Source organism: Sinorhizobium chiapasense (assembly GCF_036488675.1).
Taxonomy (GTDB): domain Bacteria; phylum Pseudomonadota; class Alphaproteobacteria; order Rhizobiales; family Rhizobiaceae; genus Sinorhizobium; species Sinorhizobium chiapasense.
On record NZ_CP133148.1, the window covers coordinates 178377 to 198597 of the forward strand.

The window sequence follows — 20221 nt, forward strand, 5'->3', positions numbered from 1 at the left end:
CCTCATCCCGCTCCGAGTGTGAAATCAGAACGCCGCCGCGTCCAGCGCCATCAGCGTGTCGGCGCCGGTTTCGATGCGGGCCTTCCGCAGCGCCGTTTCCGGCATGATGCGCTCCATGAAGAACCTGGCCGTGATCAACTTGCTCCTCAAATAGTCCGTGCGTTCGGTTTCTCCAGCGGCGAGCTTCTCCTCCGCCGTCTTCGCGATCCTCGCCCACATGTAGCCGAGCACGACCAGGCCGAAGAGATGCATGTAGTCGGTCGAGCCGGCGCCGGCATTGTCGGGTTTCGCCATGGCGTTCTGCATGAACCACATGGTCGCCGCCTGAAGATCGTTCAGGCCTTTCTTGAGCGCCTTCGTATAGCCCGACAGCTTCTCGTCGTTGCGGTTTTCCTCGCAGAAATCGCCGATTTCCTTGAAGAGCGCCATGACAGCGCGGCCGCCGTTCATCGCCAGCTTGCGGCCGACGAGGTCGAGTGCCTGGATGCCGTTGGCACCCTCGTAGATCATGGCGATGCGGGCATCGCGCACGTACTGGCTCATACCGTGCTCTTCGATATAGCCGTGACCGCCGAAGACTTGCTGCGCCATGACCGTGTGGTCGAACCCCTTGTCGGTCAAAACGCCTTTGAGGATCGGGGTCATCAGGCCGAGAATGTCGTCGGCCGCCTGGCGGTCCTCTTCGCTGTCGGAGCGGTGGGCGATATCGGATTTCAGCGCCGTCCAGAGCGTGAAGGCGCGGCCGCCCTCGTTGAAGGCCTTGATCGTCATCAGCGTACGGCGCACGTCCGGGTGGACGATGATCGGATCCGCATTCTTGTCTGGTGCCTTCGGGCCGGAAAGCGAGCGGCCCTGCAGGCGCTCGCGGGCGTAGTTGGCGGCGTTCTGATAGGCGACCTCCGCGATCGCAAGCCCCTGCATGCCAACGGCAAGACGGGCCTCGTTCATCATCACGAACATGGCGCTGAGCCCCTTGTTCTCCGCGCCGATCAGGTAGCCGGTCGCCGCGTCGTAGTTCATGACGCACGTCGAATTGCCGTGAATTCCCATCTTCTCTTCGATCGCGCCGCAGGAAACGCCGTTGCGCTCTCCGGGTTCGCCGCTGTCGTTGATCTTGTGTTTCGGAACGATGAAGAGCGAGATGCCCTTGACGCCTTCCGGGGCACCCTCGATGCGGGCGAGCACCAGATGGATGATGTTCTCAGCCATGTCGTGTTCGCCTGCGGAGATGAAGATCTTCTGGCCGGAAATCCTGTAGGAGCCGTCGCCGTTCGGCACAGCCTTGGTGCGCAAGAGGCCGAGGTCGGTGCCGCAATGCGGCTCGGTCAGGTTCATCGTACCGGTCCAGGTGCCGTCGACCATCTTCGGCAGATAGGTCCGCTTCTGTTCCTCCGAACCGTGGACGAGGATGGCGGCGATCGCCCCTTGCGTCAGGCCCGGATACATCATCAGCGACATGTTCGCGGCGGACAAGAATTCACCGACCGCCGTGTGCAGCGTGTAGGGCAGGCCCTGTCCGCCGAATTCTTCCGGTGCCGCAAGGCCCAGCCAGCCGCCTTCGCGATAGAGGTCGAAAGCCTCCTTGAAACCGTTCGGCACGCTGACCGAGCCGTCCTCATGGCGCGTGCAACCCTCCTGGTCGCCGGTGAGGTTGATCGGGAAAAGAGCCTCTTCCGCAAGTTTGGCAGCCTCGCCGACGATCGCCGCAATCGTGTCGGGTGTCGCATCGGCAAAACCCGGCAGATTGTTGTAGCGCTCTATGCCGAGCACATCGTTGAGGATGAACAGGGTGTCGTCGACCGGGGCCTTGTAGATGGGCATTCGTTCCTCGCCTTTATGTCCCTTCGGGCACGCGCCAGGGTGGGGCTGCCCGATTCTCAATGCTTTGAGCGTATACCGCTGGGCGCAGTCTCGCATCGTCGGCAGGATGCTACAAAATTTTGACGTTTGCGTAAACGTCAAAATTGGCGATGTTGAAAAGTTTCGCAGACGCGCCGCCCGAAGGGGAAACCCGCGCGCCGAGCGCGCGCGACAGCCGGGATCCTGACAAAACGTTAAAAAATTTAAGGTGATTAACTGCTTATTTACCACGTTTAATGAATTGTGGGTGGTGAGATGGTCAAAGCTGCAACCGGTCCCGTCCTCGCGTTGTCGTTGTTGCTTTGATCGCATCGATCGTACCGCGACCTCGGAGGCTGGATTCCTTCTTTCGCGGCTTTCGATGATGGTCAACGACAGGGGCGAAGAGACAATGAACGGATCGCGATCCAATCCTCAGCGCGCAAGTAACCCGTCCTATGGCGACAGGCCGTCGCTTGATGCCCTGAACCGCACGATTGAAGGCCTCGAGGCGCGCATCGAGGGCTTGATGAGCGGGGCGGGACGCGAGGTTCAGCACCGTCAGACCGAGCGCTCGACGACGACCAGCGACGCTGTCTCCGAAATTCTGCAGCGCCAGCGCGCTTTGAGCGCCAGCCGCGAGCGAACGTCGCTGCGCGAACGCATTGCGGCGCGAGAGGCCGATCGCTTTTCCTCCGGCCGTGCACACGAAGACCCGCGGCCGCAGGTCGCACCGGCGCGATCAGCATCGGCTGCGGCCGACATAGCCGAAGCACTGGTCGGCCTGAGGCAGGAACTGAAGCGCGACATAAACGATGGACTCGTTCGCGAACTGAGTGCTCTGCGATCGGAAATCCGCGGCATCAAGGCCGAGGCGCAGGATCATCTTTTCGCCGAGGACATTCGGGCAGATATGCAGCGCCTGGCGGACGGCATCCATCAGCTCGCCCGACAGGCGTCGCCTGCTCAGGCGGACGCGCTGCGTGTCGAATTCGATGGCCTGAGGGCGCTGATCGACGGCCTTGCGCGCGAAGACGGTATCCGCCGCCTGGAAGACCGCTGGAGCGGCGTCGAGGACCGCCTGAACGCCTTTGACCGGAACCGTGACGACGAACTGGTGGCGCTCGCCTGCAGACTCGATGACATCAAGTCGCAAATCGGCGCACTGAACAACGGAGCGGCCTTCGACGTACTGGAGGAAAAGCTGCTCGCGATCGCCGATGCGATCGAGCTCTTGGGACGGCAGATGCAGCCGGATGACGGCCGCCTCGTCTCGCAGCTCGCGGATTTTGATGCACGGTTCGATGAAATCAGCCGGGCAATCGCCGTCAGTAGCCGCAGTGCAGCGGACTCTGACAATGCTTTCGTCAGTCGGCTCGAAAGTCGACTTGGCGATCTCTCGCGCCAGATCGACGAAGTCGCTCGTCCGGTCGAGGCCGGGCTCGGTGCACGGATCGAAGCGTTGACGGCGCGCATTGAGGAACTGTCGAGCGAGAAGGCGGCCGCGCGGCTCGAGGAGCGCCTCGAGGGGCTCTCGATGCTGCTCGAAAGCAACCAGAAAAATGCGCAAGCGGAACTGGCTGACTATCTTGCCGACATTTCCCAGCGAATCGAGGCTCTGGACCAGGGCAGCGTCAACACGGCTCTAGCAGAGCGCCTCGACTATCTCGCGCGCCGGATCGATGACCTGGGCATGCACGGGCAGCAGCCCGTGACGGACCAACGCTTCGAGCGTCTGGAAGACCGCCTCGCGGATATCGCGCAACGCCTGGAAGAAACGCATGCCGCGCCGTTCGACGACCGTGAAGCGCTGCGCAACCTTGAGTCCCAGATCGCCAACCTGTCGACGTTGATCAGCCAGCCGCGCGTCGAGGCCGGTGTGGCTCCGGTGGATTTCGAAAGCCGGATGAGCGCGCTTGAAGACTATCTGGCAACCAGCGACGAATACATTATCGAAGCAGCCCGCCAAGCGGCCGAAGCAGTCATGGAGGCCTTTACCAAGAATGGCCCGATGCATGCCAGCGGCGACATGGCGGCAATCTCGGCGCTCGCCGAGGATCTGAGGACGCTCGAGGACCTCAGCCGTTCGACCAACGAACGCACTGCGCAGACGTTCGAAGTCCTGCATGAGACCCTTGTTCAGATTGCCGAGAAGCTGGAACTGCTCGAAGACCGCGCGCCTGTCGCTGCCGCTGTGCGGCCCGACGCAGCGATAACGCGCGACATGCCCGCAATGCCGAGAGCTGCGCAACCGGCATTCGGCAACCCTTTCGGCAATGCCGATCTCGATCATCGCGACGACGATCTCGAGCGGAATGTCCAGGTGCTGCAGGCCGAGGACGAGGCGGCTGCCGCGCCGACCTCCGCCACAGTCGATGATCTGGTGGTTGCCGAGGCGGCTTCGACGGTCGAAAGGGACGAGATCCGGGAGCCGGCGCCCGCCGCCCGGACAGGACTGCTCGCCGGGCTGACCCGTCGCTTCAGCGGAAGACGAACCGCGGTGATGCCCGAGCGTGTGCGGCAGGTGGTCGAACCCGCTCCATCGATCGACCCGTGCGAGATGCTCGCCCCTGAAGATGCCAACCAGCTGCTCGAGCCCGGCTCCGGTGCGCCGGACGTCAAGAAAATCCTCGAGCGCGTCCGCGCCGGTCAGATGGCCCGCAGCGGTCAGCCAGCCGTCGAGGGCGACAAGGCCGATTTCATCGCTGCTGCGCGCCGGGCCGCGCAATTGGCGGTCGAGGAAGCGGATACACTGAGCGGCGTGAAGGACGGCAGCGGTGCGTCCGGTGCCGGCGCCTTCGCCCGTCATCGCCGTCCGATCCTGATGGCGGTCGGTGCGGTGCTCCTGGCGATCATGTCCTATCCGCTCGTCAGCACCGTCCTCAAGGGCAAGGACATGCCCGAAATCCAGCCGGCAGCGGTGATCGAGCAGAAGGCGGGTCCGCAAGTTGCAGAAGGGAAGGCCGCGGACGACCGCCTGACGGAAACGGCCTCTGCCCCCGTCGTAAAGACACCGGCCGCGACGCCGGCGGCAAAAGCGGCGCCTGCCGCAATGGCGGCCGCCACAGCAAATGCGGCTCCGGCGACAAAGGCCACGGCTGAGACGGCGCCCGCCGGCAGCAGCCACGCGCCCCTGCTGCATCCGGCAAGCGAACCGGCACAGGCGAGCGCATCGACCTTTCGGGTCGCTCCTGCCGTGACTGCCAAAACGGAGACATTCGAGCCGATCGCCAAGGCCGGCGACATAGTCCTTCCCGAAGGCTTTGGTCCGCCAGCTCTTGTCACCGCCGCCAAGGGTGGTGACCCTCTGGCTTTCTACGAGATCGGCACACGCTTCACCGAAGGCCGAGGCGTCAAGGAAGATCCCGCGGAAGCCCTAAAATGGTATCAGCGCGCGGCGGATGCCGGCGTGATCCCGGCCGAGTACCGGCTCGCCAATCTTTATGAAAAGGGGTCAGGCGTCGCGCGCGACCCGGTCAAGGCGAAGACGCTTTATCTCAAGGCTGCCGCCGCAGGCAACGCCAGCGCGACCCACAACCTCGCGGTCATGCTCGCCAGCGGCCGCGACGGGGCTCCGGATTTCGACGAAGCCGCCAAATGGTTCGAAAAGGCGGCGAGCCTCGGCGTTCGCGACAGCCAGTTCAACCTCGCGGTGCTTTATGCCCGCGGCAATGGCGTCAAGCAGGACCTGGAAGAATCCTACAAGTGGTTCTCGATTGCAGCCCGCGACGGCGACAAGGATGCCGGCGAAAAGCGCGACGAGATTGCCAAGGCGATGAAGCCGGAACAACTGGCGAACGCCATGGCGAAGGCCGATGCATGGAAAGTCCAGCCGGTCGACGCCAAGGCGAACACCGTCGATGTCCCCGACGCGTGGGTCGGTCCGCCGACCAAGACAGCCACGGTCGACATGACCAAGGCCGTGCGCAATATCCAGGCTATCCTCAACAACAATGGCTTCGACGCCGGGACACCGGATGGGTATTTGGGCAAGAAAACGATTACTGCCATCAAGGCCTTCCAGAAATCCGTTGGCCAGGAACCGACCGGAGAGATCACCGACGCACTCGTCAAGGAACTCTTGAAGCGGAACTCCTAAGGCAATTCCAGGGGGCGCGTAACGGTTTTCCGTCCGGAATAGCGTCGTTTCGAGAGCTAGCTTATTTCACTGTTTCAACGAACGATGAAATGATCTGCAGCGCCGCGCGTCTAATCAGCGCGAAGGACGCTGTAGCACTTTGATTGCTGCGGACACCAAGCGTACGCTGCTTTCAGCAGCCGACTTCGCCGCAATAAAGCCGCAGATCGGCGCGACAGGGTTCAGGGGCGAAGTCTGGGGCCATGTGCCTGAAAAGGTTGACAGCTCCGGCCCTGGGGGCGCATGAGGAAATTTCCGCTTGTTCCTCGTCGCTGCGGGGGCGGTCGCCATACATCCCTGCTCGTGGTGAATCACTTGCCACTTTGAAACGTCGCGCCGCACGTCTCTCCGGATGTGCGCAGGAAGCGAATAAATTCTACAGCGCCGTGCGTCTTTTCAGACGCACAAAGGTCGCTGTAGCGCTTTGAATTGCTGCATGTTTTTGTCCTTAAATCGGTTCCGATTTAAGGAAACATGCAGTAGGCATTGCACAATTCCTAAATCCATTCCGGTTAGGGATTGTGGAGTCGCAATTCCGCCCGCGTCGCGGGCCTTTGTCGTATCGAGGTTCGGCCGTGACGGTCTATCTGCCCATTGCAGAGTTGTCGGTGAACATACTCATCATTCTCGGCATGGGCGCGGCCGTCGGATTTCTGTCCGGCATGTTCGGCGTCGGCGGCGGTTTTCTGATCACTCCGCTCCTGATCTTCTACAACATCCCGCCGGTGGTGGCGGTGGCGACGGGCGCCAATCAGGTCGTTGCCTCGTCGATCTCCGGTGCCATTACGCATTTTCGCCGCGGCACGATCGATATCAAGCTCGGCACGGTGCTGCTCTGCGGCGGCCTCGTCGGCGCAACGCTGGGCGTCTGGCTTTTCTCGCTGTTGCGCCGAGTGGGGCAGCTCGACCTCGTGATTTCGCTGCTTTACGTCGTTTTGCTCGGTTCGGTTGGCGGCCTGATGCTCTGGGAGAGCATCGGCGCGATGCGGAAGGCCGCGAAGAACCAATCGACGCCACTCCGCCGGCCGGGGCAGCACAACTGGATCCACGGCCTGCCGCTCAAGATGCGGTTCAAGAAATCGAAGATCTATCTGAGCGTCATTCCGGTCGCCACGCTCGGTTTCGCAATCGGCATCCTGACCTCGATCATGGGCGTCGGCGGCGGCTTCATCATGGTGCCGGCGATGATCTACCTCCTGCGCATTCCGACGAGCGTCGTTGTCGGAACCTCGCTCTTCCAGATCGTCTTCGTCTCGGCTTACACCGTGATCGTCCAGGCATCGACAAATTACACGGTCGATATCGTGCTCGCCTTCGTGTTGATGATCGCCGGCGTCATCGGGGCGCAATATGGCGTTCGCGTCGGCCAGCGGTTGCGTGGCGAACAGTTGCGGGCGCTGCTTGCCCTCCTTGTCCTCGCCGTCGGTATCCGGCTGGCGATCGAACTCATCATTCCGCCGAAGGATATCTATTCGGTCGTTTCAGCGGGGCTCGGCTTCTGATGTTCGATCTCGCGCGCCTATGCCTCGTCTTCATGGTCCTTGCTCTCGCAGCGCCGGTCGCTGCCCAGGTTCGGGAAGACGACCTCTCGGAGTTCTCGGAGAAGCTCGAGATCGGCATCTCTACGGACGAAATCTCCATCACCTCCGACTTTCGCGGGGCGGACCTGACGATCTTTGGTGCCATCGACGGGTTTGACGAGAAACTCCTCGCCCAAGGAAAGTACAGCATCATCGTCACGCTGGAGGGCCCCAAGGAAAACGCGACGGTACGCAGGAAGGAGCGAGTCTTCGGCATCTGGGTGAACACTCGTTCGATGACCTTCGAGCTGGTGCCGGAATCCTATTCGCTGTCGAGCACGCGTGACATCGAGACGATCGCTCCGCCGGGTGAAATGGGCAACATGGGCATAGGCGTAGACCATATGCGCCTGGTGCCCGTGGGCTTCGTCGGCGACGGCAGCAATCTAGGCGAGTTCCGTAACGCGTTCCGTCGGATCAGGGAGGAGAGCGGTGTTTTTCAGCGCGACCCGGGCGGAGTGCAGTTCATCAGTTCGAGCCTGTTCAGGGCGTCCGTGCGCCTTCCCGCCAACGTGCCGAATGGCGTCCATATCGTGCGCGCCTATCTTTTCCGGGATGGCCTTTTCGTCGCCGCGAAGGCGCTGCCACTGACGGTCGTCAAAACCGGCCTCGAGCAGGCGATCACGCGCGCAGCGCACGACCAGCCCCTGATCTACGGTCTCTTTGCCGTGCTTCTGGCGATTATCACTGGTTGGGGAGCCAGCCTGCTCTTCCGCAAGGAATAGGCCTTTATATCGACATGGGCCGCCTTCGCGTTTTCTTTTGTCCGGTGGCGGGCTAGAGCATCCCGCTTTCAAGTGGAATCACTGAAAGCGGATAAGATGCTCTAGAATCAAAGTGCTAGAGCGTCCTTTGTGCGTTCACTTGAACGCACGGCGCTCTAGAGCAATTCCAGGAAAAGTGTGCCACGGTTTTCCGTCCGGAATTGCACCGTCTCAAAGAGTTAGAGCATTTCGCCGTTTCATTAAAACGGCGAAATGCTCTAAGGAGGGGGAAGGTATTTTGACATCGGAGCGCTGTTGAAGACGGGCGCGGCACTCCGGGCAGCAGAGGAAACTCCATGAAACCGATTTTTGTCCAGTTGCAATGCGCTCCCGGCAAGACCTACGAGGTGGCCGACGAGATCTACCGCAAGGAGATCGTGTCGGAGATGTACTCGACGAGCGGTGATTACGATCTGCTTCTGAAGATCTATATTCAGGAGGGCGACGATATCGGCAAGTTCATCAATGACAACATCGCATCGGTTCCGGGCATTTCCCGGTCGTTGACCACTTTGACCTTCAACGCCTTCTGATATCGCTTCCGGCGCGGGTTGTTTCGCCCTACAGCGCCGCGCGTCTTATCGGACGCGCAAAGGTCGCTGCCTCCCTTCTTCGGGGAGGCAGCCTTCCCGTACTTTTCAATAAATTGCGCTACCAATCTCGCGCGCCGCGTCCCGCAACGGCGCCGGATGGGGCCGAAGTGCTCCTCGAATAATCTGGTTGCAAATTGAAAGCAGTTAGCTATGATGAAACTGCTTCAGTTGTGCAATCAGTTTCACGGAGAATGGAATCATGGGCAAAGTCATTGTCTGGAATTTGGTCACGCTCGACGGGTACTTCGAAGGCACGAAGAAATGGGACCTCGACTTTCATAACCGTGCCTGGGGGCCGGAACTGGAAGCGCTCAGCCTGGAATTCGGAGACAAGGCGCAGGCGCTCGTCTTCGGTCGGGTCACCTATGAGGGCATGGCGGCCTATTGGCCGACGGCGGAAGGGGAGGGTCAGGTGAAGACCTATATGAATGCTCTTCCGAAGATTGTTGCCTCGCGCACGATGGAAAAGGCGGATTGGAACAACAGCCGCGTCGTTCGGGACGTCGCCGCCGAATTGCGGCGACTGAAGGGGGAGAGCGAGAAGAACGTCTATATCTTCGGAAGCGCCGACCTCGTCGCGTCGCTGTTGCCGGAGGACGTCGTCGACGAGATCATGCTTTGCCTCGTTCCCGTGCAGCTCGGTGATGGGACGCCGTTCTTCAAGAAGGCCGTGGCCGCGAAGCGGTTCAGTCTGCTCGAGGCACGACCGCTTTCCAACGGCTGCGTCATTCTGCGCTACGCCACGCAAGCAGCCTGAACCGCCTGCCGGGACCGAACACCTCACAGCGCTGCGCGTCTTGTCAGACGCGCAAGGGACGTAGCACCTTGAATTGCTGCATGTTTTTATCCTTGAATTGGCTGTGATTTAAGGAGGTATGCAGCAGAGCGGGATGAGGAAAAATGTGCGCGGTTTTCCGCCGGCTGTGGGTGCGGTCCGTTGGGCCGCCTCAGCCGAGGAGATTGGCGAACCGCACCGAATAGATCCGATCCCGGCCGAGCATGTGGGCAACGAGTTGCTGGCGATCGAACAATCCGCTCATGGCGCGATGCCTGAGGTCGAGCCCACCGGTCGTAACGCCGAACGCCGGCATCACCAGGCGCTTTCCATCTGTTGCGAAGCAGGCGCGCCGGACCGATTTTTCCCGACGCCTGACCGTCGCCGCCGGATGCAGGTGACCGGCGATCTCGCCGATGCCTTCGCCTTTGGACGGCTCATGGCGGAAGACCAGCCCAGCGTGGCGAAGTTCATCCATGGAGGCTCCCGGCAGCCCCGAAGCGCCGTCAGGGTCATGATTGCCGTTGATCCAGATCCATTCTCGTCCGTTGGCCATGGCAGCGACCATGTGGCGGAAAGTCTCCGGCATCGCCGCTGATCCTTTCCGGTCATGAAAATTGTCGCCGAGGCTGATCACGGTCGCGGGGTTGTGACGGGCAACGACCGTCTCCAGAATACGCAGCGTCGCGAGCGTGTCATAGGGCGGCAGCATCATCCCCCGCCGGGCAAAGGCCGAACCTTTTTCGAGATGGAGGTCGGAAACGACGAGCGTTCGACTTTCGGGCAGGTAGAGGCCGCCCAGCGGGTCACAGATCGCGATGACGCCGTTGACTGTCGTGCGCGACTGGAAGAAGCCGTCCGCGTCCGGAGTCGAGATCGCGTGAACGAGCCTATGCATTGTCGCCCCGATATTCTCGGGCATGATCCGTCCCGACCTGCGCCCCCCTCGGAACACATCGTCTGAACGAGAGGCTCGCAATCTCTCTCATATCGCCCCTACTCATCGGCATCGTGGCCGCCGCCCATCGCTTCGTTGATCAGGTCGTCGGCCGCTTCCGAAAGCAGGAAGTCGTGCGCCTCGCCCTGGACCGCTTCGCGTCCGATCTCCAGCATGACCGGGACCGCAAGCGGCGAGATATGATCGAGTCGGCGGTGGGTGATGTGCCCCTTGATTCGCTTCAGCATAGAGCCGAGCCGGCCGATGTCCAAAAGTCCCGTCGCGGCGTCGCTGCGCGTTGCCTCCAGCAGGATGTGGTCCGGCTCGTGCGCCCGCAATACGTCGTAAATGAGATCGGCCGAAACGGTAATCTGCCGCCCGGTCTTCTCTTTGCCCGGATGGCGTTGATCGATCAATCCGGCGATGACGGCGCAATTGCGGAAGGTGCGCTTCAAGAGGAAGGATTCGTTCAACCAGGCTTCGAGGTCGTCGCCGAGCATGTCCTCGTCGAAGAGTTGCGCGAGCGACGGGCGGCGCGCCCGGAAGGCGCTGCCCAGATCGTCGAGCCCCCAGACGGCAAGCGAATAGTCGGTGGCGACGAAGCCGAGCGGTTTCAAGCCGGTGCGGTCGAGGCGACGGGTCAAGAGCATGCCGAGCGTCTGATGGGCGAGCCGCCCTTCGAAGGCGTAGATCACCATGTAATGCCGGCTGCCGCGCGGGAAGGTCTCGATCAGCAGCTCGTCCTCGCGCGGCAGCATGGAGACATCCTTCTGCAGCGCCAGCCAGTCGCGCACCTGTTCGGGCAAGGAAGCGCGCCGCGCGGGATCGGCGAGCATCTTGCGGACCTGCGCCGCGAGGTAGGTGGAGAGCGGGAATTTTCCGCCGGCATAGGTCGGTACCTTCGCATCGAGGGAAAAAGCCTGGGAGACGAGGCATTCGTTTTCGCGGATGCCCTCGAAACGCACGACCTTGCCGGAAAACAGAAATGTGTCGCCCGGTGACAGCATTTCGAGGAAATATTCCTCCACCTTGCCGAGCGTCATGCCGCCGCGGCCAAGCGAGCCGCGGGCGTTGCGCTTTACCATTCGCACGTTCAGCATCGGGGATTCGACGATGGTTCCGACATTGAGGCGGTATTGCTGGGCGACCATCGGGTTCGACACCCGCCAGAGCCCATCCTTCGTCTTGCGGATGCGGGCGTAGCGCTCGTAAGTGCGAAGTGCATAGCCGCCGGTGGCGACGAAATCGACGATGCGCTCGAAAGTCTCCCAGGACAGGTCCGCGTAAGGCGCCACGCTGGTGATCTCCCGATGAAGATCGACGGCATCGAAGGGTCTCGCGCAGGCAGTTCCCAAGACGTGTTGGGCCAGCACGTCGAGCGCACCTCTGCCGATGGGCGGCGTATCCTGGGCGCCGATATAATTGGCGTCGAGCGCCGCCTGGCATTCCATCACTTCGAAGCGGTTGGCAGGCACGAGAATCGCCCGGCTCGGTTCGTCCATGCGGTGGTTCGCTCGGCCGATGCGCTGGGCAAGGCGGCTCGCCCCTTTGGGAGCGCCGACATGAACGACAAGATCGACATCGCCCCAGTCGATGCCGAGATCGAGCGTCGAGGTGGCGACGACGGCGCGCAGCCGGTTTTCCGACATGGCGGCCTCGACCTTGCGGCGCTGCGCGACATCGAGCGAACCATGATGGAGCGCGATCGGCAGGTTGTCGTCGTTGATCGTCCAGAGCTCCTGGAACAGCATTTCCGCCTGGCTGCGGGTGTTGACGAAAAGCAGCGTCGTGCCGTGATCCCTGATCGCGGCATAGACGTCGGCGATCGCATACCGCGCCGAATGCCCGGCCCAGGGCACGTGCTCGTCGGTGCGCAGGATCGAAATCTCCGGCTTCGCGCCGCCGGAAACGGTGATCAGTCCGGCACGATTCTCGTGTTCCTCAGCCTGGGCCACGAGCCAGCGCTGCAAGTCCATTGGCTCGGCGACAGTTGCCGAAAGGCCGATCGTCTGAAGGTCGGGCGCGAGCCGGCGCAGGCGCGCAAGGCCGAGCGAGAGCAGATGCCCACGCTTGGAGGTCACGAGCGAGTGCAACTCGTCGAGTACCACGTAACGCAGATCCCTGAAGAAGCGCTCCGCCTCGCCATTGGCGATGAGGAGCGCCAGTTGCTCGGGCGTAGTCAGCAGGATATCGGGCGGATTGAGCCTCTGGCGCTGCCGCTTGCCCTGCGGCGTATCGCCGGTGCGGTTCTCGATCCTGACCGGCAGGCCCATCTCCGCCACCGGCTTCATCAGGTTGCGCTCGATATCGACCGCAAGCGCCTTCAGCGGCGATATGTAGAGCGTGTGGATGCCGATGAAGGGTGAGCCGGGCGGGATCTTGCCGCGTCGAGTGAGATCGACAAGCGACGGCAGAAATCCGGCAAGCGTCTTGCCCGCGCCGGTCGGCGCGATCAGAAGCGTGCTTTCTCCCGCCTCCGCACGGGACAGGAGCTCAAGCTGGTGGGCGCGGGGTCGCCAGCCCTTCTCGGCGAACCACCGGAGAAACGGCGCCGGCAACGTCAGCGCGTCGCTATCCGGCAATGGAGAATCGATCCTGTTCACGGGGAACAAAAGTAGATCATGTTTGGGAAAAGAGAAGCCCGCATAGCCCTGCCGGTAACGGCTTGCATTTCGCCGAACCGGCTCGGCCTTGCTTTCCGCGCGCTGCTGCCGATCGATGCTCGGCAACGGCCGCGCGGTTAAAGCGCGATATAGCGATCGGCGCGGTGGTTGATGGCCACGAACAGGTTGAGGACGATCGCGCCGAGCACCGACCAGATGACGACGGACGGCGTCGTTACGGCAAAGGCAGTAGCGAGCACGACCATGTCGATTGCAAGCTGCACCAGCCCGGCGCGAATGCCGAAGCGCTCCTGCAGATAGATGCCCAGTATGCCGACTCCGCCGAGGCTCGCGCGGTGGCGATAGAGCGCCAGCAGCCCGTATCCAAGCAGCAGGCCGCCGAGCAGCGCGGCCCAGGCGGGATGGATTCCGCCGACCTGAAACAGGCGCGACTGCATGTCGGTCAGGAACGACGTCAACGCGATGGCGATGAAAGTCTTGATCGTGAAGGCCGGCCCGAGCCGCTTCAGCGAGAGATAGAAGAACGGCAGGTTGAGGAGAAAGAAGGCAAGGCCGAAGTTCACGCCGATGGCGTAATGCAGCAGGAAGGCGACCCCGGCGGTGCTGCCGGTCAGAAGTCCGGCACTCGCGAGGAAATAAAGCCCGAGCGCAGCGACGAGGCTGCCGGAAAAGATGCCCTGCACGTCCTCGACCGGCGTATGCCGGGTGGGGCTGGTGTTCCAGAGACCGAAGACGCTGCTGATCTGTGCCATGGCGAAACCCCGTTTCAAAGTGCTACGGCGACCTTAGCGCGTGCGATCGGACGCCCTGCGCTGTTGGTCATCAGCATTGCTGCAATGCACAAAAACATTCAAGAAAAATATGTAAGCAATGCTGACCTATTTTCGGGTGGCAGCTTTGCGTTCTATGCAGGCTTCCGCGCAAGGAACAGTATGCCCGCGATCGGCTTTCCGACATCGCTGCGAATGACCGTGCGCTCCGCTGCGATCAGCGAAAATCCGCGTTCGTCGCAAAGATCGGCGATATAGGGCTCGGAATGCGCGTACCGCAGCGACGGCCGGAGGATGAATCCCTCCTCCGTTGCAGCGTCCTCGACCGAAAAGGCGAAGAGACCGCCGGGTGCGAGCAGTCTGTCCGCAATCATGAAGACACTTTCGAGATTGCCGAGATACATCAGCACATCCGCCGCGCTGACAAGATCGGCCCTTGCGGCCGGCAAATCGCCGAACGCGCCCGATCTTTCCGGCGCAAGCGACAGGTCCGCCTGCGCCAGACCGTTGTAGATCGCCTTTGCCTCCGCCTTGGCCAGCATGTTGGCGGAGAGATCAAAGCCTTCGAGATAGTCGCAGCGATGGCGGATGCGCTCGCCGAAGAGGCCGGTGCCGCAGCCGAGATCCGTGACGTGATGAAAACGGCGGCTGCCGGTCGCTCGGTCGATCAACGCTGCGAGCTTTTCGGGCACGCTGTAGTCGAGCTTTTCGACGAGGGCCTTGTCGAAGCGCTCCGCATAGTCGTCGAAGAGGCGTTCGACATAGACGCTCGGTGGCTGTTCGGGTGTCTCGGCCGCGCCGAGAAGGGCGAGTTTCAGGCCAGCGCCGAAAATATCCTCGGGATTGAGCCGCAGCGTGTTGCGGAGTGCCTCGATCGCTGCCTCTTTTCGGCCAGATTTTTCCTCATAGTCCGCCAGCCGAAACCAGCCGGCGGCCCAGTCGGGCGCGCGTTCGAGCGCCTGGGCCATCAGTTCCGCCGCACTTTGCGGTTCACCGGCTTCGGCGAGCATTTTGGCGTAGTCGGCGCGGCGATCGGCGATCAGATCGCCGGAGGAGAGCTGGTTGAGGGTCATCGACATGACGGCGTGGTTGCGATGCACGCTTTTGGCGCTGGCCACGGCAAAATACAAGCGGAATCTGAAAGACGACGCAACTCGCTTCCTCTTGCGACTTGCGACCTTGGTGACGGCGGCTTATTTGAAGGGAAACAGGAGAATTTTCGCCGATGTCGGACGGCCTTAACAAGTTTCTGGGGGATACGCCGCTGCGCGTGCTGGTCAAGCTCGTCGTCGTGTCGATCCTGGTCGGTTTCGTCATGACCGTGTTCGACTGGTATCCGGTCGACGTCTTTTTTGCCATTCGCAATTTCCTGCTCGACCTGTGGCGTACGGGTTTCGCGGCCCTCGGAAGGGTCGGCGACTATCTGTTGCTCGGGGCGGCAATCGTCATACCCGCCTTCCTCATCCTTCGTGTTTTGAGTTATCGACGGTAACCATGCAGCATCAGCAGTTCTTCATCCGCAGGCGCGTCCTGTTGCGGGCTGGCGGTTTCCTCTCACTCGGCGTGCTCGCCGGCTGCACGACATCAAACCTCCTATCTACCGGCGAAGGCAGCGGAGGCGACCAGACGACGGCGACGCTTGGCTACGTCAACACGCTGCGGAAGGATCGCGGGCTGACGTCGCTTGTTCACGACCCGGTCGCGTCGGTCGCGGCGTTGAGCCAGGCGGCGCGCATGGCGCGTGTCGGCAAGATGCAGCACAACATTGGCTGGCGCGACAGCTTCCACGACCGGATGAAAGAGCAGGGCGTTACGCTTCCGGCTGCGGAAAATATCGCCATGGGCCAGGACGATGCGGAGAGCGCTTACAACGCCTGGTTCCGTTCTCCGAAGCACCTCGAAAACATGCTCGGCAGCTACCGCGGCCTCGGTGTTGCGGTGGCGCAGAATTCCGCTTCCGGAAACCGCCCCTATTGGGCCATGGTGCTCTCCGGCTGACCTGATTCCCCGCTGCATGTTTCCTTAAATCGTAACCGATTTAGGATAAAAACATGCAGCGATTCAAAGTGCTACAGCGTCCTTTTTGCGCGTCTGATTAGACGCGCGGCGCTGTAGTGGGCGGTCATCCCGCTCTAGGAATTTGACGATGGCCGCCACGGAAACCCTCGAACGTGACCCGCATGCCGGCGAAGCCGGCCCTTTTCACGTCACCAATCGGCTGATTTTTTCGATCGCCCTGCCGATGACGCTGGGGTTCCTCACGACGCCGCTGCTTGGTCTGGTCGACACCGCGGTGGTCGGCCGCCTCGGCCGTGCGGATCTGCTGGCCGGGCTCGCGATCGGCGCCGTGATGTTCGACCTGATCTTCACGACCTTCAACTTTCTCCGGGCGTCGACGACAGGTCTCGTGGCGCAGGCATATGGCCGGGGCGACCGGCGGGAGCAGCAGGCGGTCTTCTGGCGCTCGCTGGTGATCGCGCTTGTCTCGGGCGTCGCGATCGTCCTGCTCTCGCCTTTGCTGTTTGTCGCCGGTCTGTGGCTGATGGCGCCCGGTGCCGATGTCGAAGCGGTCACGCGCACCTATTTCTTCTATCGGATCCTTTCCGGGCCGGCGGCGCTCGCCAATTATGCGATCCTCGGCTTCGTCCTCGGCCGCGGTGAGGGCTCCATCGGACTGTTGCTGCAGACGCTCATCAACGGCATCAACATCGTGCTGGCCGTCCTGCTCGGCCTGGTCCTCGGTTGGGGCGTGACCGGTGTGGCGCTGGCGACCGTGACCGGCGAAGTCATCGGCGCAGTCGCCGGCTTCGCGATCGTCTACGGACGATTTGACCGGCGCGATGCACCGGACTGGGGCGCCATCTTTGCCCGCGAGCGGCTGACGCCGCTGTTTGGTCTCAACCGCGACATCATGATCCGCTCCTTCGTGCTGCTCGCCGCCTTCGCGCTGATGACGCGGATCGGCACGGCCTTCGGGCCGGTGACGCTTGCCGCCAACGCCGTGCTGATGACGATCTTCCTCGTCGCGGGATACTATCTCGACGGCCTCGCCAATGCGGCCGAGCAGCTTACCGGACGGTCGATCGGTGCCGGATATCGTCCGGCCTTCGATCGCGCTCTGCGGATGACCGCGTTTTGGTCGCTGGGGCTCGCCGCCCTGACGACGCTCGCCTTCCTCGTCTTCGGCGATGCCCTGGTCGACGTGCTGACGACCGCGCCAGACGTGCGGGCGCTCGCTTACGAATACATGCCTTGGGCGGCGCTGACGGCGCTGACCGGCGCGCTCGCCTTCCTAATGGATGGCGTTTTCATCGGCGCGACCTGGTCACGCGACATGCGCAACATGATGCTGGCGGCCTTTATCGGCTATGTGCTCGCACTCGGCATACTGATCCCGTTCTTCGGCAATCACGGGCTTTGGGCAGGACTCAACCTGTTCCTGCTCATGCGCGGCGCGTTCCTGCTGATGCTTGTACCGCGCCGTGCCGCTCAGGCGTTTCGTGCAGCCCAATAGCCCAGCCGGCTATCGCGGATGTCGCGGATGGAGGCAAGCTGCTCGCGATCGCAGAGCTCGGATAGGCCTCGCACGATCCGGCTAGGCAGCCCCGGCCCCTCGTAGACCATGCAGGAATAGAGCTGGACGAGATCGGCGCCGGCGCGGATCTTCTCCGCCGCTGTTTCCGCCGAGTGGACGCCGCCGACGCCGATGATCGGCAGGGCGGGGCCGACACGCTTGCGCATCCGCGCGAGCACTGCCGTCGATTTTTCGAAAAGCGGCTTGCCGGAGAGGCCGCCCGCTTCCCTGGCCTGTCGCTGATCCTTCAATCCGTCGCGCGCAAGCGTGGTGTTGGAGACGATCAGGCCGTCGAGATTGTGCGCCAATACTTCTGCCGCGATGTCGTCCATTCCTTCTTCGGTAAGATCGGGGGCGATCTTCAGGAAGACGGGGATTCGTTTCGCGCTTTTCGTCGCTTCCTCGTTCCGGGCTGCGAGGACGGCCGAAAGCAGTGCTGCCAGGCTTTCGCGAGCTTGGAGGTCGCGCAGGCCGGGCGTGTTCGGCGACGAGATGTTGGCGGTGAAATAGCGTGCGACCGGGTAGAACGTCCGGATCCCCGCCACATAGTCGCTGATGCGGTCGGCACTGTCCTTGTTGGCGCCGATATTGACGCCGATCAGTGCCTGGCGCGAGCAGCCCTGAAGGCGCGCGAGCGCGGCACCGTGTCCCTCATTGTTGAACCCAAGGCGGTTGATGACCGCCTGGTCTTCCACCAGCCGGAAGATGCGGGGCTTGTCGTTGCCGGGCTGTGGCTTCGGCGTGACCGTGCCGATTTCGGTGAAGCCGAAACCGATCTTCAGGAGTGCCTCCGGCACCTCCGCATTCTTGTCGTACCCGGCCGCCATGCCGATCGGATTGGCGAAGGTGAGGCCGGCGATTTCCTGTTCGAGGCGCGGATCGGCCGGCGCCGCGCAACTTGGCACGAGCCCGCTCTTGAGCGCCTTGATCGATAGACCGTGCGCGGCCTCCGGATCGAGAAGGAACAGGCCGCTGCGTGAGAGGAATTTCAGTGTGTCGATCATGGTAAAAACTCGGGAAAGACGTGGAGGCCGTCGGCACCCAATGGCAAGGGCTTTTCCCAGATCACCGCATCGAGCGGGAGCGGCCCGTAGAGATGCGGAAACAGCGCGCCGCCGCGCGAAGGTTCGTAGACGAGCTTTTCTCCAAGGGCGGCTCCGTCGATGGCGACAAGCAGCAAGTCCTCCTGCCCTTCGAAGTGTCTTGCGGCCGTTTCGACGACCTGGTCCCCGGTCGAGAAGTGGATGAAGCCATCGGCAAGGTCGACTGGCGCCCCGGTGAACTGTCCTGCTCGCCGCGCCTCCTGCCATAGAAGTGCCGGAACGATCTTGTATATAATGGCGTTCATGTGCCCGCTTGTCCGTCGTGAAACCCAATCGTGGCCTTGCCGCAAATATTGGCGCTTGTCCACCACGGAAGGCGGATTTCCGCAGCATCCAATGGAGTGGCTGTCATGAGGAACGTGGTTGCGGCAATGGCGATGGGCCTGACGCTCGGCTGGGTCGCGTCGGCCGACGCGCAGGAGGTACCTCCGGGGCGCTACAGCATGCAGAAATCGGACACCGGTATAGCGCGGCTCGACACTGAGACGGGCGAGGTTACGCTGTGCCGGGAGAAGGACGGCGAGCTCGTCTGCCGGATGGCGGCCGATGAGCGGGCGGCCTTCGAGCGGGAGATCGATCTTTTGACCAAACGCGTCGAGGCACTGGAAAAGGCCGTCAAAAGCGGTGAAACTGCGATGAAACCGGCTCTTCCGAGCGACGAAGAGATTGACCGGACGATGAGCATCATGGAAAGAATGATGCGCAAGTTCATGGAGATCGTGAAGGATCTCGAAGGGAGCGGAGACGGTTCCACCGATGGTTCCGAGGTGCCGCAAAAGACCTGACGGGCACGGGCACGAACCATTGAGACGCGATCCGGCGCGTTGGAGGATGCGCGGGGTCCGGGGCTGAGGCTCTTGGGAGGGAGCATCCAATGCCGGAAATGACCATCATCATCGCCGATGACCACCCGCTTTTTCGTGGTGCAATGCGCCAGGCGCTGAGCGGCATGGCCGATGCTCCGGGCATAGTCGAAGCCGGTGACTTCGCGGCCGCACGCAAGGCTGCGGCGGATTATCCGGATGCCGACCTGATGCTGCTGGACCTCACCATGCCCGGCGTCAGCGGTCTTTCGGGCCTGATTGCGTTGCGGGCGGAGTTTCCGAGCCTCCCGGTGATGATTGTCTCGGCCCACGACGACCCGGCGACCATTCATCGTGCGATCGATCTTGGCGCCGCCGGTTTCCTCTCCAAGTCTGCCGGCATCGACGAAATCCGCGAGGGCATCACCAAGGTGATTGCCGGTGAGGTTTTTGTGCCGGCCGGTTACGACCAGAATCAGGAATACGAGCCGGAAGTGGCCGATCTCCTGCATCGGCTGCAGACGCTGACGCCGCAGCAGTCGCGCGTGCTAAGCATGCTTGCCGAGGGCCTGCTCAACAAGCAGATCGCCTACGAGCTCGGCGTCTCGGAGGCGACGATCAAGGCCCATGTTTCAGCGATCCTGCTGAAGCTCAACGTGGACAGCCGCACACAGGCCGTCATCCAGTTGTCGAAGATAGGCACGGTTGCGGCTGCCTGATC

At 62.3% G+C, this 20221-nt stretch carries 17 protein-coding genes; 10 read left to right on the top strand and 7 right to left on the bottom strand.

The genetic code is table 11. The annotated features are described in order from the left end of the window. Nucleotides 1–24: 24 nt before the first annotated feature. Entirely contained in the window at nt 25–1821 is a 1797-nt protein-coding gene (locus RB548_RS00845) for an acyl-CoA dehydrogenase C-terminal domain-containing protein (protein ID WP_331373191.1), read from the bottom strand. Nucleotides 1822–2251: 430 nt separating this feature from the next. Between RB548_RS00845 and RB548_RS00850 the strand changes: the two genes are divergently transcribed. The 5 genes from RB548_RS00850 (at nt 2252) to RB548_RS00870 (ending at nt 9671) form a co-directional block, all read left to right on the top strand. After that, nucleotides 2252–5938 carry a peptidoglycan-binding protein gene (locus RB548_RS00850; RefSeq protein WP_331373192.1) on the top strand — a complete coding sequence of 1229 codons (3687 nt, stop codon included), beginning with the start codon at nt 2252–2254 and terminating at the stop codon, nt 5936–5938. Nucleotides 5939–6552: 614 nt separating this feature from the next. Then, complete coding sequence (locus RB548_RS00855; RefSeq protein WP_331373193.1) at nt 6553–7479, top strand: sulfite exporter TauE/SafE family protein; 927 nt, start codon at nt 6553–6555, stop codon at nt 7477–7479. Beyond that, nucleotides 7479–8282 carry a TIGR02186 family protein gene (locus tag RB548_RS00860; RefSeq protein ID WP_331373194.1) on the top strand — a complete coding sequence of 268 codons (804 nt, stop codon included), beginning with the start codon at nt 7479–7481 and terminating at the stop codon, nt 8280–8282. Before RB548_RS00855 ends, RB548_RS00860 begins: the two co-directional genes overlap by 1 nt. A 335-nt stretch (nt 8283–8617) precedes the next feature. Next, nucleotides 8618–8854, top strand: coding sequence for an Lrp/AsnC ligand binding domain-containing protein (locus RB548_RS00865; protein WP_180940087.1), 237 nt, complete (start codon nt 8618–8620; stop codon nt 8852–8854). A 259-nt stretch (nt 8855–9113) separates the two neighbouring features. After that, a complete protein-coding gene (locus RB548_RS00870; protein WP_331373195.1) occupies nt 9114–9671 on the top strand; it encodes a dihydrofolate reductase family protein in 558 nt (185 codons plus the stop codon). Nucleotides 9672–9861: 190 nt separating this feature from the next. Here the strand turns inward: RB548_RS00870 and pdeM are convergent, their stop codons facing one another. The 4 genes from pdeM to RB548_RS00890 all read right to left on the bottom strand — a co-directional run bounded on the left by pdeM (nt 9862) and on the right by RB548_RS00890 (nt 15093). Beyond that, nucleotides 9862–10587, bottom strand: coding sequence for a ligase-associated DNA damage response endonuclease PdeM (gene pdeM / locus RB548_RS00875; protein WP_331375038.1), 726 nt, complete (start codon nt 10585–10587; stop codon nt 9862–9864). A gap of 98 nt (nt 10588–10685) precedes the next feature. Continuing rightward, nucleotides 10686–13238 (bottom strand): ligase-associated DNA damage response DEXH box helicase, encoded by a 2553-nt coding sequence (locus RB548_RS00880; protein ID WP_331373196.1) that lies wholly within the window; start codon nt 13236–13238, stop codon nt 10686–10688. 128 nt (nt 13239–13366) lie between these two features. Then, on the bottom strand, nt 13367–14002 hold the full coding sequence (locus RB548_RS00885; RefSeq protein WP_331373197.1) for a YitT family protein: 636 nt from the start codon (nt 14000–14002) through the stop codon (nt 13367–13369). A gap of 152 nt (nt 14003–14154) precedes the next feature. Beyond that, entirely contained in the window at nt 14155–15093 is a 939-nt protein-coding gene (locus RB548_RS00890; protein WP_331375039.1) for a class I SAM-dependent methyltransferase, read from the bottom strand. 152 nt (nt 15094–15245) lie between these two features. Between RB548_RS00890 and RB548_RS00895 the strand changes: the two genes are divergently transcribed. The 3 genes from RB548_RS00895 to RB548_RS00905 all read left to right on the top strand — a co-directional run bounded on the left by RB548_RS00895 (nt 15246) and on the right by RB548_RS00905 (nt 17534). Further along, nucleotides 15246–15512 (top strand): DUF6460 domain-containing protein, encoded by a 267-nt coding sequence (locus RB548_RS00895; RefSeq protein WP_331373198.1) that lies wholly within the window; start codon nt 15246–15248, stop codon nt 15510–15512. A 2-nt stretch (nt 15513–15514) separates the two neighbouring features. Continuing rightward, entirely contained in the window at nt 15515–16018 is a 504-nt protein-coding gene (locus RB548_RS00900; RefSeq protein WP_331373199.1) for a CAP domain-containing protein, read from the top strand. Between the two features lie 148 nt (nt 16019–16166). After that, the gene (locus RB548_RS00905) at nt 16167–17534 is read left to right on the top strand and encodes an MATE family efflux transporter (RefSeq protein ID WP_331373200.1); all 1368 of its coding nucleotides are present in this window, start codon (nt 16167–16169) and stop codon (nt 17532–17534) included. Here RB548_RS00905 and RB548_RS00910 read toward each other — a convergent pair. Together RB548_RS00910 and RB548_RS00915 are read right to left on the bottom strand one after the other, a co-directional pair. Then, on the bottom strand, nt 17510–18598 hold the full coding sequence (locus RB548_RS00910) for a quinone-dependent dihydroorotate dehydrogenase (protein ID WP_331373201.1): 1089 nt from the start codon (nt 18596–18598) through the stop codon (nt 17510–17512). The two genes, RB548_RS00905 and RB548_RS00910, sit on opposite strands and share 25 nt — an antisense overlap. Continuing rightward, nucleotides 18595–18942, bottom strand: coding sequence for a DUF952 domain-containing protein (locus tag RB548_RS00915; protein ID WP_331373202.1), 348 nt, complete (start codon nt 18940–18942; stop codon nt 18595–18597). The genes RB548_RS00910 and RB548_RS00915 overlap by 4 nt, the downstream gene beginning before the upstream one ends. Before the next feature lie 105 nt (nt 18943–19047). On the opposite strand from RB548_RS00915, the gene RB548_RS00920 reads away from it, so the two are divergent. Both RB548_RS00920 and RB548_RS00925 read left to right on the top strand, forming a co-directional pair. Beyond that, on the top strand, nt 19048–19482 hold the full coding sequence (locus tag RB548_RS00920; protein WP_331373203.1) for a hypothetical protein: 435 nt from the start codon (nt 19048–19050) through the stop codon (nt 19480–19482). Between the two features lie 89 nt (nt 19483–19571). Continuing rightward, nucleotides 19572–20219: a response regulator transcription factor gene (locus tag RB548_RS00925; protein ID WP_331373204.1), complete on the top strand. Its 648-nt coding sequence runs from the start codon at nt 19572–19574 to the stop codon at nt 20217–20219. Nucleotides 20220–20221: the final 2 nt, after the last annotated feature.

Bases quoted from the DNA above. Each gene is read 5' to 3' on its own strand.
- RB548_RS00915 (WP_331373202.1), bottom strand. From the start codon at position 18,942: ATGAACGCCATTATATACAAGATCGTTCCGGCACTTCTATGGCAGGAG.
- RB548_RS00850 (WP_331373192.1), top strand. From the start codon at position 2,252: ATGAACGGATCGCGATCCAATCCTCAGCGCGCAAGTAACCCGTCCTAT.
- RB548_RS00895 (WP_331373198.1), top strand. From the start codon at position 15,246: ATGTCGGACGGCCTTAACAAGTTTCTGGGGGATACGCCGCTGCGCGTG.
- RB548_RS00900 (WP_331373199.1), top strand. From the start codon at position 15,515: ATGCAGCATCAGCAGTTCTTCATCCGCAGGCGCGTCCTGTTGCGGGCT.
- RB548_RS00860 (WP_331373194.1), top strand. From the start codon at position 7,479: ATGTTCGATCTCGCGCGCCTATGCCTCGTCTTCATGGTCCTTGCTCTC.
- RB548_RS00920 (WP_331373203.1), top strand. From the start codon at position 19,048: ATGAGGAACGTGGTTGCGGCAATGGCGATGGGCCTGACGCTCGGCTGG.
- RB548_RS00885 (WP_331373197.1), bottom strand. From the start codon at position 14,002: ATGGCACAGATCAGCAGCGTCTTCGGTCTCTGGAACACCAGCCCCACC.
- RB548_RS00905 (WP_331373200.1), top strand. From the start codon at position 16,167: ATGGCCGCCACGGAAACCCTCGAACGTGACCCGCATGCCGGCGAAGCC.
- pdeM (WP_331375038.1), bottom strand. From the start codon at position 10,587: ATGCATAGGCTCGTTCACGCGATCTCGACTCCGGACGCGGACGGCTTC.
- RB548_RS00865 (WP_180940087.1), top strand. From the start codon at position 8,618: ATGAAACCGATTTTTGTCCAGTTGCAATGCGCTCCCGGCAAGACCTAC.
- RB548_RS00845 (WP_331373191.1), bottom strand. From the start codon at position 1,821: ATGCCCATCTACAAGGCCCCGGTCGACGACACCCTGTTCATCCTCAAC.
- RB548_RS00870 (WP_331373195.1), top strand. From the start codon at position 9,114: ATGGGCAAAGTCATTGTCTGGAATTTGGTCACGCTCGACGGGTACTTC.
- RB548_RS00925 (WP_331373204.1), top strand. From the start codon at position 19,572: ATGCCGGAAATGACCATCATCATCGCCGATGACCACCCGCTTTTTCGT.
- RB548_RS00910 (WP_331373201.1), bottom strand. From the start codon at position 18,598: ATGATCGACACACTGAAATTCCTCTCACGCAGCGGCCTGTTCCTTCTC.
- RB548_RS00890 (WP_331375039.1), bottom strand. From the start codon at position 15,093: ATGACCCTCAACCAGCTCTCCTCCGGCGATCTGATCGCCGATCGCCGC.